The sequence below is a fragment of the Candidatus Methylomirabilota bacterium genome (genome assembly GCA_003104975.1).
Taxonomy (GTDB): Bacteria; Methylomirabilota; Methylomirabilia; order Methylomirabilales; family Methylomirabilaceae; genus Methylomirabilis.
In genome coordinates this window covers 20,291-36,987 of sequence record PQAM01000002.1, presented here as the reverse complement: position 1 = coordinate 36,987, position 16,697 = coordinate 20,291, and the positions used below count along the sequence as shown (strand labels likewise).

The 16,697-nt window shown below is 60.9% G+C and carries 16 protein-coding genes; 10 read left to right on the top strand and 6 right to left on the bottom strand.

Annotation, left to right across the window (positions count from 1 at the left end; all coding sequences use genetic code 11):
* Window positions 1-92 precede the first annotated feature (92 nt).
* The 5 genes from C3F12_00760 to C3F12_00740 all read left to right on the top strand — a co-directional run bounded on the left by C3F12_00760 (window position 93) and on the right by C3F12_00740 (window position 6,711).
* Window positions 93-1,058, top strand: a complete 966-nt coding sequence (locus C3F12_00760; protein PWB48810.1) for a hypothetical protein — start codon at window positions 93-95, stop codon at window positions 1,056-1,058.
* 206 nt (window positions 1,059-1,264) lie between these two features.
* A complete protein-coding gene (locus tag C3F12_00755) occupies window positions 1,265-4,096 on the top strand; it encodes a preprotein translocase subunit SecA (GenBank protein PWB48809.1) in 2,832 nt (943 codons plus the stop codon).
* A gap of 159 nt (window positions 4,097-4,255) precedes the next feature.
* Entirely contained in the window at window positions 4,256-5,413 is a 1,158-nt protein-coding gene (locus C3F12_00750) for an acetyl-CoA acetyltransferase (GenBank protein ID PWB48808.1), read from the top strand.
* A gap of 1 nt (window position 5,414) precedes the next feature.
* Complete coding sequence (locus tag C3F12_00745; protein ID PWB48807.1) at window positions 5,415-5,738, top strand: hypothetical protein; 324 nt, start codon at window positions 5,415-5,417, stop codon at window positions 5,736-5,738.
* 130 nt (window positions 5,739-5,868) lie between these two features.
* A complete protein-coding gene (locus C3F12_00740) occupies window positions 5,869-6,711 on the top strand; it encodes an acyltransferase (GenBank protein PWB48806.1) in 843 nt (280 codons plus the stop codon).
* On the opposite strand, the gene C3F12_00735 is transcribed toward C3F12_00740, so the two are convergent.
* Together C3F12_00735 and C3F12_00730 are read right to left on the bottom strand one after the other, a co-directional pair.
* Window positions 6,700-6,954: a hypothetical protein gene (locus C3F12_00735; GenBank protein ID PWB48805.1), complete on the bottom strand. Its 255-nt coding sequence runs from the start codon at window positions 6,952-6,954 to the stop codon at window positions 6,700-6,702. The two genes, C3F12_00740 and C3F12_00735, sit on opposite strands and share 12 nt — an antisense overlap.
* Window positions 6,947-8,848: an aldehyde ferredoxin oxidoreductase gene (locus tag C3F12_00730; GenBank protein PWB48804.1), complete on the bottom strand. Its 1,902-nt coding sequence runs from the start codon at window positions 8,846-8,848 to the stop codon at window positions 6,947-6,949. Before C3F12_00730 ends, C3F12_00735 begins: the two co-directional genes overlap by 8 nt.
* A gap of 112 nt (window positions 8,849-8,960) precedes the next feature.
* On the opposite strand from C3F12_00730, the gene C3F12_00725 reads away from it, so the two are divergent.
* On the top strand, window positions 8,961-10,313 hold the full coding sequence (locus tag C3F12_00725) for a DUF1015 domain-containing protein (protein ID PWB48803.1): 1,353 nt from the start codon (window positions 8,961-8,963) through the stop codon (window positions 10,311-10,313).
* Between the two features lie 61 nt (window positions 10,314-10,374).
* Here C3F12_00725 and C3F12_00720 read toward each other — a convergent pair whose 3' ends face one another.
* From C3F12_00720 to folE, 4 genes are all read right to left on the bottom strand, one after another.
* Entirely contained in the window at window positions 10,375-10,581 is a 207-nt protein-coding gene (locus C3F12_00720) for a zinc ribbon domain-containing protein (GenBank protein ID PWB48802.1), read from the bottom strand.
* Window positions 10,582-10,601: 20 nt separating this feature from the next.
* Window positions 10,602-10,799: a ubiquitin-like protein Pup gene (locus C3F12_00715; protein ID PWB48801.1), complete on the bottom strand. Its 198-nt coding sequence runs from the start codon at window positions 10,797-10,799 to the stop codon at window positions 10,602-10,604.
* 20 nt (window positions 10,800-10,819) lie between these two features.
* Entirely contained in the window at window positions 10,820-11,326 is a 507-nt protein-coding gene (locus C3F12_00710) for a molybdenum cofactor biosynthesis protein (GenBank protein PWB48800.1), read from the bottom strand.
* Between the two features lie 154 nt (window positions 11,327-11,480).
* The gene (gene folE / locus C3F12_00705; GenBank protein ID PWB48799.1) at window positions 11,481-12,035 is read right to left on the bottom strand and encodes a GTP cyclohydrolase I FolE; all 555 of its coding nucleotides are present in this window, start codon (window positions 12,033-12,035) and stop codon (window positions 11,481-11,483) included.
* 400 nt (window positions 12,036-12,435) lie between these two features.
* Between folE and cofG the strand changes: the two genes are divergently transcribed.
* Genes cofG through C3F12_00685 form a run of 4 tightly spaced genes read left to right on the top strand, consistent with a single transcriptional unit; the run spans window position 12,436 to window position 16,695 of the window.
* Window positions 12,436-13,749, top strand: a complete 1,314-nt coding sequence (gene cofG, locus C3F12_00700) for a 7,8-didemethyl-8-hydroxy-5-deazariboflavin synthase subunit CofG (protein PWB48798.1) — start codon at window positions 12,436-12,438, stop codon at window positions 13,747-13,749.
* Between the two features lie 18 nt (window positions 13,750-13,767).
* Entirely contained in the window at window positions 13,768-15,078 is a 1,311-nt protein-coding gene (gene cofH / locus C3F12_00695) for a 7,8-didemethyl-8-hydroxy-5-deazariboflavin synthase subunit CofH (protein ID PWB48797.1), read from the top strand.
* Between the two features lie 22 nt (window positions 15,079-15,100).
* The gene (gene npdG, locus C3F12_00690) at window positions 15,101-15,763 is read left to right on the top strand and encodes an NADPH-dependent F420 reductase (GenBank protein PWB48796.1); all 663 of its coding nucleotides are present in this window, start codon (window positions 15,101-15,103) and stop codon (window positions 15,761-15,763) included.
* Window positions 15,760-16,695 (top strand): 2-phospho-L-lactate transferase, encoded by a 936-nt coding sequence (locus tag C3F12_00685; GenBank protein PWB48795.1) that lies wholly within the window; start codon window positions 15,760-15,762, stop codon window positions 16,693-16,695. The genes npdG and C3F12_00685 overlap by 4 nt, the downstream gene beginning before the upstream one ends.
* Window positions 16,696-16,697 lie beyond the last annotated feature (2 nt).

Sequence of the window (16,697 nt, the reverse complement as noted above, 5' to 3'; positions counted from 1 at the left end):
TTGTCCCTGATATAAAAAGGCGTTTCTCCCCTCCCTGTTCATCGTTTCTCTGCGGATCATCACTGGAATAACACAGGAAAGGATTCGGCACGATGGCAAAGAAGTGTTATACCGTCCTTGTCCTTCCCGACGCCGGTTCCCATATCCGAAGATTTCATATCGCGAAACCGCTTCTCGGTGCGCTGGCCGTCACCGCAGGCCTGTTCTTTGTGACCTTCTTGTTTCTGATTTATCAAACGGTCAGCCGTACCGGTCAGATACTGGAGCTCCGACAGCTCCGAACAATATCAAGCGAGCAGGTGGACCTCCTGCAGAGGTTTGAACGACTCCAGAATCAAATGGCGCAACTCCGGGAATTCGACGTCCGTTTACGAACGGCTGCCGGGTTGGAGGTGAAGAGCGTAGAGAACGCGGTGTTCAGCATGGGCGGGGCGGATACCGTGAGTTCGCGCGCCCTTATGACGGCGGCGCTTGTACAGCAGACCTCACCGGTCGGCTCGACAACAAAGGTCAGGGCCGACGATCTGGGTGGCGAGATTGACCGCCTCAGCCGTGAAATGCATGACCGCAACAAGAGCTTTCGGGGTCTCCTGGGGGCGCTCGAGGCGAAACGGAGTCTGTTGGCCTCTACCCCGACGATCTGGCCGGTCAAGGGGTGGCTGACGACCGGGTTCGGCGAGCGACGGTCGCCCTTTACCGGGCGGCGAGAGATCCATGAAGGCGTCGACATCGCAAACAGCCTTGGGACACCGATTATCGCCCCCGCCGACGGGGTCGTCACGTACACAGGGCCGCTTGGCGGTTTCGGCAACGCCGTCTCAATCAACCACGGCAACAAGATCTCTACCTTCTACGCTCACCTGCAACAGGAAAAGGTTACGCAGGGCCAGCGGGTGAGAAGAGGCGATGTGATCGGCCTGGTGGGGGCAACGGGCCGCGCGACCGGGCCTCACCTGCACTATGAGATTCAGGTCAACGAGGTGTCTGTTGATCCGACCAAGTATGTCATCGATTCGGAGACGGTGAAATCGCTCGGAAGCGGTGAGTCGGCCGGATAGCGCCCCGATTCTTTGGCGGCGGCCTACGCGTATATACCCCTGGAGATCGATTCTCCAGGGGTTTTCTATTGGCGATTTACACATCCCTCCCCCCGACATCGTCTACGTACCCCCCGGATGACGCGTCGCTTTCGGATTGAAGGCATGCCGCTTCTATGGTACCATCCGCGTGAAATTCCGATCATTCAGGAGGAGAGGACTCAACGATGTTTATGAAGTTGGTATCCAAGGTTGTCGGAACCAAGAACGAGCGAGAACTCAAGCGAATCAGGCCGATGGTCACGGCGATCAATGAGCTTGAGCCGGCGATGAAGGCGCTCTCTGACGACGACCTTCGCGGCAAGACGACCGAGTTCAGGGAGCGGATTGCGCACGGAGCGACCATCGACGAGCTGCTTGTCGAGGCCTTCGCCGTCGTACGGGAGGCCGGACATCGCGTACTGAACATGCGCCATTTCGACGTTCAAATGCTTGGCGGCATCGTCCTGCATGAGGGGAAGATCGCAGAGATGGCGACCGGAGAAGGGAAAACGCTTGTGGCCACACTGCCCGTCTACTTGAATGCGCTGGAAGGGAAGGGTGTCCACGTCGTGACGGTCAACGACTATCTGGCCAAGCGCGACAGTCAGTGGATGGGCGGGATCTACCGGTTCCTGGGACTCTCGGTGGGTCTGATTCAACACGACATGGACGACGCGGCCCGCAAGCGGTCCTATGGGGCCGATGTTACTTACGGGACCAATAATGAATATGGGTTTGACTATCTGCGGGACAACATGAAGTTTTCCGCGGCAGACTTCGCCCAGCGGGACCTGCATTATGCCATCGTAGACGAGGTGGACTCCATCCTGATCGATGAGGCCCGGACGCCGCTCATCATCTCCGGACCCGCGGAGGAATCGACCGAAAAGTACTATCAGATCGACCGGATCATTCCCCGATTGAAACAGGGCGCGACGATTGTCGGCGGCAAGATGTACGAGGCTGAGGCCCAGACGTCCGGGGATTATGTCGTCGATGAAAAAGCCAAGTCTGTCGCACTGACCGAAAACGGCGTCGCCAAGGTAGAGGGCCTGCTGGGGGTGAAGAACCTCTACGACCCGGCCCACATGGATCTCGTCCATCACGTCCAGCAGGCGTTGAGGGCCCATGTGCTGTTCAAGCGGGACGTGGACTATGTGGTCAAAGACGGTGAGGTGGTGATCGTCGATGAGTTTACCGGCCGCCTCATGTCCGGGCGACGGTGGAGCGACGGGCTCCATCAGGCGGTTGAGGCGAAGGAGCGGGTCAAGATCGAGCGGGAGAATCAGACCCTGGCGACCATCACGTTTCAGAACTATTTCCGTATGTACCAGAAGCTGGCGGGGATGACCGGAACGGCCGATACCGAGGCGGCGGAGTTCGCCCAGATCTACAACCTCGATGTCATGGTCATCCCGACGAACCGATCGATGGTCCGGACCAACCATCCGGACGTCATCTACAAGAGTACGGCGGAAAAGTACGATGCGGTCGTCGAGGAGATCGCCGAATCGTACAACACCGGCCGGCCGGTTCTGGTGGGGACGACCTCGATCGAGAAGAATGAAAGGCTGTCGGGCCTGCTGAAGCGAAAGGGGATCCCTCATCAGGTATTGAACGCCAAGCACCACGAGCGGGAGGCGGAGATCGTGGCCCAGGCCGGCCGCTTGAAGTCGGTGACCATCGCCACCAATATGGCCGGCCGAGGGACCGATATCCTCCTGGGCGGCAATCCGAAGTTCCTGGCGGCGGAATTACTGCGGCGCGGTGAGACCATCGATGATGCGGTCGATCCTCAGACACTGGCCGATACGCTCGAAGAGGTCCGTCAGATGCAGCACTACGGCCTGCTGGATCTGTCGGTCAACGTCGAGGAGTACGCCGGGGCGCTGGCCGCCGTTCGCAGGGAGACTGAGGCTGAACATCGGCAGGTCGTGGCCCTGGGGGGGCTCCACATTATCGGGACCGAGCGGCATGAGGCCCGTCGCATCGACAATCAGCTTCGCGGGCGCGCCGGCCGTCAGGGCGATCCCGGCTCATCCCGGTTCTATTTGGCGCTTGAGGATGATCTCCTCAGACTGTTCGGTTCCGACCGCATCAGCGGCATTATGGAGAAGCTGGGGATGGAGGAGGGGGAGCCGATCGAGCACAGCATGGTGACCCGCGCGATCGAGACGGCCCAGAAGCGGGTGGAGGCCCACAACTTCGAGATCCGCAAGCATCTCCTTGAATACGACGACGTCATGAACACGCAGCGAAAGATCATCTACGCCGAGCGCCGCAAGATCCTGGAGGGAGAGGGTCTCCAGGATACCCTGGCCGAGATGCGGGACGAGGTGATCGAGGGGCTGCTGTCGCTCCATGCCGATGCGGAGACCTATCCCGAACAGTGGGACCTGGCCGGCCTGACCGAGGCGATCAAGCGACAGTTCGATCTGGAGGTGTCGTGGCCGCCGGAGGAGATCGCGTCGATGACGGTCGCATCGCTGCGTGAGAGCCTGGAGGAGCGGGTCCTCAAGACCTATGAGGAGCGGGAGGCGAAGTTCGGCTCTGAATTGATGCGGTACCTCGAGCGGATGGTTATGTTGCAGGTCGTGGACGGACAGTGGAAAGACCACCTGTTGGCGATGGACCATCTGAAGGAGGGGATCGGACTTCGGGGATATGGTCAAAAAGACCCGCTCGTCGAATATAAACGCGAAGGGTTCCAGATGTTCGAGGTGATGGTCGATCGGATCAAGGAGCAGACGATCGAGTATCTCTACCGGGTTCAAGTAGCCCCGGCCGAAGCCCTTGCGTTTGCGGGCGCCCACGAGGCGCCTGCCGCCGCCGGCGGGGATGGTGATAGTGATCATCCTCTGCATCCTCAGCCGGCGCCGCAGCCCAAACCGGCAGAACGATCCCTGCGCCCCGCCGCCGCAACCGCGCCGATCAAGGTCGTCGGCAAAAAGATCGGACGGAATGACCCCTGCCCCTGCGGCAGCGGACAGAAATACAAGAAGTGCTGCGGCGCTTGACGGTGATAGTCTCAAGACTGTATAAGATCGTTTGTTTAGGACGTCCCCCCTACCGACGTCATTGCGAGGCGTAGCCGAAGCAATCTCACAGTCTTTCAAGACAACGACGGTGAGATTGTCGCGCTCCCGTTGGTCGCTCGCAATGACATTGGAATCGTGATGCGCAAGGTGTCGGTCATCGGCATCGGCTGTACGCCGTTTGGAAAGCAGAACAGCATCGGCATCATCGACCTCGCCTTGCAGGCCTGTGAGGGGGCTCTGAGCGACGCACAGGTTCCCGGTCGCCCGATCGACGCATTCTACCTCGGGAACTTTGTCTCTGAGGCCTTGGCCCATCAGGGATCGTTGGCCCCGATCGTTGCACATCGACTCGGTCTTGGGCCGATTCCATGCACGAAGGTCGAGGGGGCCTGCGCCTCATCCGGGATTGCATTCCGCCACGGCGTGCTGATGATCGCATCCGGTCTGTGTGACATTGTCCTGGTTGCGGGCGTTGAGAAGATGACGTCGGCGGAGACCGGGGCGGTGACCGAGGCGCTGGCATCGGCCGGCGACGCCGACAGCGAAATGCGGCTGGGTCTCACCTTCCCAGGCACCTTCGGGATCGTCATGCGGCGGCATATGTATCAGCATGGGACAACGCGCGAGCAGGTGGCGATGGTGTCGGTCAAGAATCGGTCCAACGGCGCCGTGAATCCGAAGGCCCACTTTCAGAAACCGGTGGCCATGGCGGAGGTGCTGGAATCGAGACTGATCTGCGATCCCCTTCGATTGTACGACTGTACCCCGATCAGCGATGGCGCAGCCGCCGCGGTTCTGTGCGCGGCCGATCTGGCGGCCGAGTTCACCGATCGATCGGTCGATGTCATCGGCTCAGGGCATGCCACAGGCCCCGCCACGCTGTTTGAGATGGCGGATCTGACGACCTTTGAGGCTTCAGTGGTCGCCGGACAGCAGGCCTACCGACAGGCCGGCGTTGCGCCCGGCGATATCGATGTGGCCGAGGTCCACGACTGCTTTACCATCGCCGAGATCACGGCCATCGAAGATCTCGGGTTCGTCGCAAAGGGAAAGGGAGGGGCGGCCGTCGCCGAAGGGTTGACAGCACTCGACGGCACACTTCCCACCAATCCGAGCGGCGGCCTGCTCAGCAAGGGGCATCCGGTAGGCGCGACCGGCCTTGCCCAGATCTATGAAATCGTTGCGCAACTGCGGGGCGATGCTGTCAATCAGGTCAAGGGTGCCGAGATCGGCCTGGCCCACAACCTTGGTGGAACCGGGGCGGTCAGTACGGTCCATATCCTGAAGCGGCGATGAGATGGCCTCATTCGAGGCGTTTGCGTGCGACGACTGCCACAGCCTGTCGACGCGACCGCAACGCCGCTGCTGGCGCTGTGGGTCGTCCGCGATCCGGTCGGTGAATCTGATCGGTCGAGGCACCCTCGTCTCCTTTACGATCATCCGGGTACCGCCGACGGTGTTTCAAGGACAGGAGCCGTACCATATCGCCGTCATCGACCTGGATGAGGGGCTGAGGATTACCGCCCGTCTCGTCGTTCCGGAGGGACGAGAGGCGGCGATCGATGATCCGGTGATCTTTGACGCGATGCGGCCGTATGGGCCGATTTTTCGGTTGGTCTAGTGCTTCATTGCGAAAGTTAGCGTACATAAGCCGTCATACCCGCGAAAGCGGGTATCCAGTACAATCAATGGATTCCCGCTTAAAGACTGCGGGAATGACGTCCGGGTATTAATCCAATCAAGCACTCGGAATGGGAATGAATGACAGCATACTGACGATGGCCGGCATCCAGATGGCCGGCGGGCCCGATCCTGGCACAAATCTGGAGCGAGCGGTCGGGTTAGGGAGGATCGCCGCCGAACGGGGGGCGCAGATCGTCTGTTTTCCGGAATGCTTTGCCTGGCCCTGGTTTCCTTACGAGGTCGATCCGTCGCACTTCGCGACGGCCGAGCCGGTTCCGGGATCGTTGAGTGAAAAGATCGCCGCATTCGCTCGCGAGCATCAGGTGGCGGTGGTTGCGCCGATCTTTGAGCGTGGGACCGACGGGGCCCACTATAATACCGCCCTCGTGTATGATGCCGACGGGACGCTGATCGGTCGATACCGGAAAAATCACCTCCCGCAGCTTTCGAACTATCAGGAACGGTTCTATTTCCAGCCTGGGAACCAGGGATTTCCCGTGTTCCATACCCGATATGCGACCATCGGTGTCCAGATCTCATGGGACAATTTCTTTCCCGAAGGGTCGCGGCTGCTGGCGCTTCAGGGCGCCGAGGTGATCTGTGCGCCGACCTCCGCCTCGATCGTTGCGTCACACGCCAAATGGGAGCGGGCGCTTGTCGGGAGCGCGGTCTACAACGGCGTCTTTGTCTTCCGGGTCAACCGCGTGGCCGGAGACGGCGAGTTACCGTTTTATGGCAAGAGCTTTTGCGTCGATCCGAACGGCGACTTTGTGGTGGAGCCGAGTGGCGCCGACGAGGGGATCGTCCTGGCAGAGATCGACCTGCAGTGGGTAAAGACCGTCAGGGGGATCTGGCCCTTCCTGCAAGAACGCCGACCGGAACTGTACACCGGGCTGGCCTCACCCGCCTGAGATGATCGGCAGCAGTTCGATCGTCTCACCGTCCATGGGTCGGTAGCTGAGCAGTTCACGGCTGCCGTTGACCACGGCAATTCCGAATTCGAACTCCGGAAGCCCCGCTTGCCTGATCAGATCTAAGACGGTGACGCCGGATAGCGCCTCAACGGCGACGCGCTCGTCTGTGAGCTGGTGGCAGCGGCCGACACCCCTGGGAATGCGCAGGGTAATCCGAATAGGTCGAACGTCCTCAGTCAATGAAGAGCCCCTCAGGTTCCAGCAGACCCAGGGCGGCCAGTCGTTGTGCCGTCGGACGGCCGTCCTGATCCCATCCTCGAAGGCTGTAATACTCTGTGCGCATCTGCTGAAATGCGTCCACGGGTACAGCCTGGTGCCTGCTGTTTCGATCTAATGTGGCGATCCGTTCCGGAAGCGTATCGTCGGCTCGGCTGATACCTGCCCTGACGTTGAAGAGGCGCTTCAGCGTAAAGATCCGGTCGCCGATCGTCATCAACTCCTGCCATGACAGCTCCCGGCCGGTCGCCATATTAAGCGCCTTCGCGAGCCAGACCGGCCCGCCGATCGCCCGGAGAAAGAATTTGCACATCCCTGTGGCATTGTACAGCGCCATCAGGTCGTGCATCTGAGAGACCAGCACGGCCTTGCCGTCAGGCGAGTAGGGGCTCAATCGACTGCTGTATCCGAACTCCGGGAGGGGGACGCCGCTTTCCACGGCGAAGGCGACCGCCTCCAGGTGGCAGGCGCCCCGACTGGCACAGGCATAGTTCAGCGCACTCGACCAGAAGGCCCTGGGGTCGTGCATCGGCACCTCCAACCCCTTGACCTCGACGGTCAGCGCGAGCGCGTCCGGGCCGAGTTGCCGCGCGGCGGCGCGCGATCCGTCTGCCAGGAGGCGGCCGATCCCTTCCCGTCGACCCGCCTGCTCGATGAGGACGAGGAGTGTCTTCGGATCCCCCCACTTCAGATCGAGACCGCCCGTCAGCGTTCGGTCGATCAGTCCGCGCTCGAACGCCTCGATGGCGAAGGCGATGGTGTTGCCGAGCGAGAGGGTATCAAGACCAAGCCGGTTGGCTGACTCGTTTGCCCTGATAATCGAATCGGGATCATCGTTCAGCAACATGGCGCCGAACGATCCGGCGGTCTCGTACTCGGGGCTGCGGCTGAACGTGGTCTCGGACGCGAGCGTCACCCAGCAGTGAATCGGACAGCCGATGCATGATGCCGGCTTATGCGCGTATGGTTGCCGAATGGCGGGGCTGCTGATGCGGGCTGCCTGCGCCTTGAAATCGCCGGAGGCAAAGTTCTTGATTCCGACGGCGCCACGCTCCTCATGGACCTCAATCGAGGCCGACGTCCCGTACCGGGTAAAGTGACCGAACTTGGCCGGAAGGTTGTGATGTTCCGACGCCGACCATTCGAGAAGCGCTCGTGGTTCGGCGACCGGCGCCCCGCGGGTGCCTTTGACCGCTATGGCCTTCAGACGTTTGCTGCCCATGACGGCGCCCATACCGGTCCGGCCTGCGGCGCGGGCCATCTCGCCTTCGAACAGAATGCTTGCCAACCAGGACAGGGCCTCACCGGCCGGCCCGATGCATCCGACCTTGGCCTCAGGGTCGGTTTCAGCGAGGACGGCCGCATTGGTCTCGAAGGTGTCCTTTCCCCACAGGTGTCCGGCCGGGCGAATCTGGATCTGATCATCGTTGATCCAGAGATAGACCGGCTCATGGGCGGCGCCGTTGATGACCAGGGCATCGAATCCGGTAAAGCGGTACTCGGCCCCCCACGATCCGCCGACCGAGGACTCGCCGAAGATCCCGGTCAGGGGCGATTTGGCAACGACCGAGGTCTTGGTCGCGCCAGGGATCAACGTCCCGGTCAACAGGCCCGGGACAAAGATCAGGGGATTGTGCGGATCGAAAGGATCGATCACCGGATCGCACAGCTCCATCAAAAGCCTGACCCCAAGCCCGCTTCCGCCCAGGTAGCGTGTGGGAATCTCAGGCCGGAGACGATGGGTTGTGATCCTGCCTGTGCTCAGATTTACGAACAGTACGGTCGCGTATCGCGCATGTTGCATCTGTTCTTGCCCACCCCCTTGGCGTTCTGGTCGCGTATCTTGAAGCCCATCCATCCGGTCGAGGGTAGCACGTCGGTTTTGACTTGACAACGACGGTGGCCATGCTAATAGAAGGGCGTTCGAAACCCACTCGCCTCACCTCGATGATGAAGATCGGGAGGAACCTATGGCCGTGATCGCGCCCTTCAGGGGATTACGATACAATCCTGAGCGTGTAGGAGAGCTGAGCCAGGTGATGGCTCCGCCGTACGATGTCATCTCACCGGAAGGACAACAAGCCTTTCACGCCCGCCATACGCACAATGTCATCCGCTTGATTCTTGGCGAGACGCTGCCGGACGACGACGCCGTACGGAACCAATACAGTCGCGCGGGCGACTACCTCCGCCGGTGGCAAGCCGAGCAGGCGCTGGTTCGTGACCCTGCCCCCGCCCTCTACCTCTATCAACAGAACTTTCGGCTTGCCGGCGTTGGAGAATTTGTGCGATCCGGGCTGATCACACTGGTTCGCCTGGAGGAGTTCGATAGTCGTACGGTCTTCCCGCATGAGCGAACCCTGGGGGCCGCCAAGGCGGATCGGCTGCGTCTGATGCAGGCCTGCCACGCGAACTTGAGCTCGGTCTTCGGCATCTATCCTGGTCGTTTCCACGAGTTGAATCGGCTGGCGGCTGTCGCCAAGGAGTCGAAACCGGCCATTGATCTGTGTGATTGGGACGGGATTCGGCATCGCGTCTGGATCTGCCAGGATCGCGCGGTGATCAACAGACTTCAGGCGGAGTGTGCGTCGACGCCCCTTTTCATCGCGGATGGTCATCATCGGTATGAGACGGCGCTGGCCTTCCGCGATCTCATGCGGGCGAAAGATCAGGGCGATCCTCTTCAGATTCAGCGACGGCCGTATAACTATGTCATGATGACGCTGGTCAGCGCCGAAGACCACGGGCTGGTCATCCTTCCGATCCATCGCGTGCTGAAACACCTGCCTGACGGTAGCCTGGACGGATACCTGGCCCAGCTATCCCCACAATTCACCGTCGAAAGGGTGGATGTGTCCCGTGATCCCGAGGCCGCCGCGTCGACACTGCTCAGCCGTCTTCGACAGGCGAAGGAGGGGAGCCACTGTTTCGGCCTGTACGGTGGAGAGGAGCGCGCCTACCTTCTCACGCTCACCGATGAACGGGCGTTGGATGTGGAAGACGATAAGCCCCCGGTCTACAGGCGATTGGATGTCACAATCGTTCAGCGACTGCTGATTGAGGGGCCGTGGACGCGGCATGGGCTGGGTGAGCTTTCGGAAGATGGACTCAGCTATCATCATGATGCCGCAGAGGCCGTTCGAATGGTTCAGAAAGATGAGTGGGCAGCGGCGATCCTGCTCAATCCCACGAAGATTGCTGAGGTTCAGACGGTGGCCGGGGCCGGCCTTCGAATGCCGCCTAAATCAACCTTTTTCTATCCCAAGCTCCTGACCGGCCTGGTGATTCACCCTATCAGGTCCGATGAGGTGGTCGAGGCGTAGTACACAGGGTGTCGAATTCGTAGACGATTAGACCTCGGTCACGCCGAGGTTAGGCGCACGCTCACCCGCCCGGCGCGCAGCCGCCGCCCCCGCCACTCGTCGTACCGGAACCGACGCTTCCCGGTTCCCCTTTGAAGCTGAAGGCGGAAAACTGCTTTTCGACGGCCGCCCCTGGGCAATGCGGACATTCGACGACGGCGTTGCGACTCAAAACAAGTTTTTCGAACACCCGGCCGCAGTTCGAACAAAGATATTCATAGATCGGCATACCGAGACTACCCTCCGGGTTTATTCGCCGCCCCGCTGGACGTAGCTCTTCACAAACTCTTCGGCGTTTTCCTCGAGGACCTCATCGACCTCATCCATCAGTTTGTCGAGATCCTCCTTGAGCTTCTTCCCCTTTTTCACCGTTTCGGGATTCGGCGCTGTCGCCTCCGGTGGGCTACCGCCGGTTTCGCGCTTTTGTTTCCGTTCCTGTTCTGCCATTTCCTACTCCTTCGTCCGTCTTACCGAGCTGCCTGCCAGACGAGGTGTCGTGCCTCCGGGACCAGGAGTTTCGTCAGGGCGAGCCGGACGGCATCCTCTGAACCGGGCAGGCATACGACCACCTTTCCTTTGATTGTCCCGCACAACGCGCGGCTCATCAGGGCTGCGCTCCCGACCTCTTGAAAGCTGAGGCTCCGGAACAGCTCGCCGAAACCGGGCAGCGTCTTGTCCAGCAGAGGGGTGACTGCTTCGATCGTCTGATCTTTTTTGCTGAGCCCGGTCCCTCCGGTCATGACGATCAGATCAACCTCCTCTTCGCACAACTTCTTGATAACCTCCCGCAGTCCCTTGGAATCGTTCTTCAGGATCATCGACGCGACCTGACTGTGCCCGGCCTCGTTCAGGAGCGATTCAATCAGTCGACCCGAATGATCGTCTTCCGACTTGCGGCTATCGGTAATACTGAGCCGTACGTACCGGACCGGTCCCACCTTCCTGGCCTCTGCATGATGATCGTGAACGCCCATACACCCCTCGATGTGTTGTAGGTCCTGTCCCACCAAGGTTCGTTATCTTATACGTATGATACTGGAATACGCGGTTCCGGTCAATCTGGACAGCCGCACCGTGCAGCGCTCCGTTATCGACCCCCTGCGAACTTCAACAAGGACTCAGGGCGTATTATGTCGCGTGCGACCGGATCAACTGCATGAACTCATTCCGGCTCTCGATCCGCTCTCGGAAGATTCCATGCATCGAGGAGGTCACGGCCCTGCTGTTCTGTTTCTCGACGCCGCGCATCATCATGCAGAGGTGATAGGCCTCCATGACGACGGCCACCCCTCGCGGCCGCAGCGCCGTGAGCAACGCATTGGCGATCTCCGAGGTCAGACGCTCCTGCACCTGGAGTCGGCGACTGTACATCTCCACGAGCCGAACCAGCTTGCTCAATCCTACGATCCTGCCGTTCGGCAGGTAGCCGACGTGGCACTTGCCGAAAAAGGGGAGCAGATGGTGTTCACACAGCGAGAAGAAATCGATATCTTTGACCAGGACGATCTCATCATAGTTATCCTGGAAGACCGCCTCATTCAGGACCTGGTCGACCTGTTTGCTGTAACCGGACGTCAAGAACTCGTACATCCGCTCCACCCGTTCGGGTGTTTTGATCAGTCCTTCTCGATCCGGATCTTCGCCGATCTCTTTCAGGAGATCTCTGACTAACTGCTGGATCATACGCCTTTTCCTTATTGCGACCGCAATGCGTGATGTTGACCTGTCACCACAATCAGACCCTCTGTGAAATTCTAAATGAGCCTACCGGGATGTGCAAGGAAAACCTCCGCCTTCAACAACAGCGATAGGAATGTGTCATTGCGAGCGACCGAAGGGAGCGCGGCAATCTCAGCGTTCTTGAGGTTGCGAAGAACGGTGGGATTGCTTCGATCGCTACGCTCCCTCACAATGACGGTCGTGAGAGGGACTTTCGAGGCATGACCAGGAGCATCGCATGATTGCGAAGTCTGTTGCTGTTCTAAGTCCCCAGATCAGCATTGACGGCAATCGATCTCCGATGCTATAAGGTCCGCGTTTGGTCTTCCCGCGCGCCTACGCCGCGTCGAACGTGGAGTTGCCTATGATGCCGTCCCAAGGGGTCCTGAGGCCGATGCACGCGTCACCGACCGTCAGGCCGACCCCCTTTCCGGAAAAAGATCAGGATCTGCGGGATCGCCCGTATCGGCAATTGTCGTCAGAAGGGGCCAGGTCGGCTATTCAGGCCTGCCTCGATGAGGCGTACGGCGGCCGGCCGCTTACCGGCGAGCAGGCTGTCTCCTTACTTCGCGCCGAAGGGGACCACCTGCGGCGACTCCTGGAGCTGGCCTCCGCCGTGCGCGACCACGGCAAAGGGCGGACACTCACCTTCTCGAAAAAGGTCTTCATCCCGCTCACCCGTCTGTGCCGCGATCGGTGCGGCTATTGCGCCTTTCGCCGGGATCCCGGCGAACTCGGCGACGGCTTTATGACGGCGGATGAGGTCCTGACCATTGCCGCTGCCGGCGCCGCCCTTGGATGCACCGAGGCGCTCTTCAGCCTCGGCGAGCGGCCGGAACTGGCCTTCACGGAGGCAAGGCGGGCGCTGGCCGAGCGCGGATATCGTACGACGATCGAGTACGTGGCGCGGATGTGTGATCGGGTGATGACGGAGACCGGTCTGCTGCCCCATGTCAATCCCGGGACGCTGGATACGGCGGAGATGGCCATCCTGAGGGACTCGACCGCCAGCATGGGTCTCATGCTGGAGTCGGTGAGTACGCGGCTTATGCAGGCTGGGGGCCCGCACCATGCCTCGCCAGACAAACACCCCTTGCATCGACTGAAGACCATCGAGGACGCAGGCCGCCTGCGGATCGCCTTTACCACCGGGATCCTGATCGGCATCGGCGAGCGCCTGGAGGAGCGGATCGATGCCCTGTGTGCTATCAGGGCGCTGCATGAGAGATTCGGTCATATCCAGGAGGTCATTATCCAGAACTTCCGCGCGAAACCCTCTACCCCGATGCGAGACCATCCTGAGCCGACGGTTTTTGACCTGCTCAGGACCGTCGCGGTCGCACGGTTGCTCTTCGGCCAGGATATGAACCTGCAGGCGCCGCCGAATCTGAGCCCCGGCGTCTATCCGTTGCTGTTGTCTGCGGGGATCAACGACTGGGGCGGCATTTCACCTGTGACGCCGGACCAGATTAACCCTGAGGCGCCGTGGCCCAGTATTGAGGCGCTGCGTCACGAGATGGCGATGCTCGGATACCGGCTGCGGGAGCGGCTTCCGATCTATCCGGAATATATCGTCCATAAAGATGGCTTCGTCCCTGCGCCGTTGGCATCCAGGATCATGGGGCTGGTAGATGAGGCGGGATACGCGAAAGGGCAGGGGTTAGGGGTTAGGGGTTAGGGGGGAGCGGGAGTGGAGATGCTGGCGAGCAGGGTGAATCCTGACGATCCTGGTACGGACGATCAAGATCTGACCAGGACGTTGGATCGGATTGAGCGGGATGTGGCGCGTCTGCTGGAGGGGGTCCTGGAGGGGCGAGAGCTCTCTGTTGATGGGGGAGTACGGCTCGCCCTGGCGCAAGGACCCGAGTTGCGCGCGCTGGTTATGACGGCCGATGCGATGCGGCAATGTCAGGTGGGGGATGTCGTCACTTATGTAGTCAACCGGAATATCAACTTCACCAACATCTGCATCAAGCGCTGCGCCTTCTGCGCCTTCAGCCGGAACCCCCACGACGCGAGCGCCTACTTCCTGCCCCACGCAGAGATTGCGCGAAGGACGCAGGAGGCCTGGGGGCTTGGCGCTACCGAGGTCTGCGTGCAAGGCGGCTTACCGCCGCAACCGGGCGGCCGGTTCTATATCGAGTTATGCCGTACCATCAGACAGGCGGTACCTCCGATCCACCTCCACGCCTTCTCGCCCGAGGAGATCCTGTACGGCTCCAGACAATCCGGCATCCCCATTGCGCCGTATCTTTCGGCCCTCAAGGAGGCGGGTCTGGATACGCTTCCCGGGACTGCGGCCGAAATTCTGGACGACGAGATCCGCGACATCATCTCTCACGGTCGCATCTCGACCCGCCAGTGGATCGATGTGGTAACGACGGCTCACGCCCTCGGGATCCGGACCAGCGCGACGATGATGTACGGCCACATCGAGCAACCGATCCACTGGATCCGACATATGGCGCTGCTGCGCGACATCCAGAAGGCGACCGGCGGGTTTACCGAATTTGTGCCGCTCTCGCTGGTCCATCATGAGGCGCCGATCTGGCGTTATCGGGTGGTGCAGGGAGTCCGCCAGGGCGCCACACGTACTGAGGTGGTGAAGGCGCATGCGCTGGCGCGTCTGATGCTGGGCGCCACCTTCAGGAATATCCAGGCATCCTGGGTCAAGGAGGGTCCGCGGTTTGCTCAATACCTGCTGACGGCAGGGGCCAATGATGTTGGCGGGACGCTGATGAACGAAAGTATCTCGATGTCGGCAGGCGCACGGTATGGAGAATTTATGTTGCCTGCCGCATTGCGCCGTCTGATTCGAGAGATCGGGCGCGCCCCGGCCCAGCGAAGCACGACATACCAGTGTCTTCGACGCTATGATGATGTGGATGAAGCGGTGGATCCACTCGATCGCCTTGCCGATCCGGAGGCGCGCTTCGGTTCCTACCGGACGCTGATCGCCTCTCATGCGTTCAGGTATGAACGTATGAGACGAGGGTGTCGGGTGTAGGGGGTAGGATAGGGGAAACGACGTGAAGATCGCCATCCTTGGAGGTACAGGGCGAGAGGGGTCCGGACTGGCGTTACGCTGGGGCGCATCCGGCGAAGAGGTCATCATCGGATCACGGGATGCGGAACGGGCGGCTGCCGCGGCGCAGCGTTTCAACTGCTTGCTTTCTGCAGCCACCATCCGTGGCACCTCGAATGAGCAGGCCGCGCATGAAGCGGAGGTTGCGGTCCTCACCGTCCCCTGCACCGCACACCAGACTGTGTTGGTACAGGTGAAGGAGGCGTTGCGCGGCAAACTCCTGATTGATACCACGGTGGCACGAGATCTCAGGAGCGGCGAACGACTGATTTCCCCGCACTACGATTCCGCTCTCCAGGAGGCGCAGGAGGTTCTTGGGCCGAATGTGAAGGTGGTGGCGGCCTTCCAGGATATCGGCTTTGACCTGTTGAAAGACGTGGGACGGGTGATTGACTGCGATGTCCTGATCTGTGGCAATGATGCAGAGGCGAGGCGGGCTGCCGCCCAACTGGTGGTGAAGGCCGGTCTGCGCGCCATCGATGCCGGTTCGTCGCGCCATGCCGGAACCGTTGAGGGGCTGACCGTGCTGCTGTTGGACCTGAAGCGCCGCTATCGAGCGAAGGAGATAGGGATCAGGATTACCGGCCTCCCGGAGCACATGTCATGATCCTGGCACTGACAGGCGGGATCGGCGGCTCGAAGCTGCTCCTTGGGCTGACGCAGGTGATGGATCCGACCGAGCTGACCGTCGTCGTCAATACGGCGGATGATCTGATCCTACACGATCTGACCCTCTGCCCGGATCTCGATACCGTCGCCTATACCCTGGGCGGTGTAGCCGATCAGGAGCGGGGATGGGGCATTACGGGCGACAGCTTCAATGCCCTGGAGTGGCTTGGCCGCTACGGTCGAGAGGGCTGGTTTCATCTCGGCGATCGCGACCTGGCCACCCACCTGCATCGAAGCGCCTTATTGAAAGAGGGGATGACACTCGCCCAGGTTACCGACCATATCCGACGGGCGCTCGCTGTCCGGTCAACGATCCTGCCGATGTCGAATGAGCGGGTCTCGACGATCGTCCTCACCGAATATGGACCGCAGCCCTTTCAGACCTACCTCGTCCGCGACGGGGCCCGGCACGCAGTGAGAGGGGTTACCTTCGACGGGATCGAGCGGTCCAGGCCGGCGCCCGGTGTGCTGGAGGCGATTGCAGGAGCGGACGGGATCATCATCTGCCCCAGTAACCCGATCATCAGCATCGGGCCAATTCTGGCCGTCCCGGGTATCCGCGAAGCGCTGAGGACCGCCACGGCGCCTCTTGTGGCGATCAGCCCGGTCGTGGGCGGCCGGTCTCTGAAGGGTCCCACGGACAAATTCCTGGCCGGTCTCGGTCATGAGGTGTCGGCCCTGTCGGTGGCCCGGCTCTATCATGATGTCCTGGACCTGCTCATCGTGGATCGCCTCGATGCCGACCTGTGTTCCGCTATCGAGGGACTGCCGCTGAGGGTCCGTACGATGGAGACGATTATGAACAATCTGGAGCAGAAGATCGCCTTGGCCACAGAGACCCTCGCCTGCCTGGCATCTTTGGCCGGGTAAAC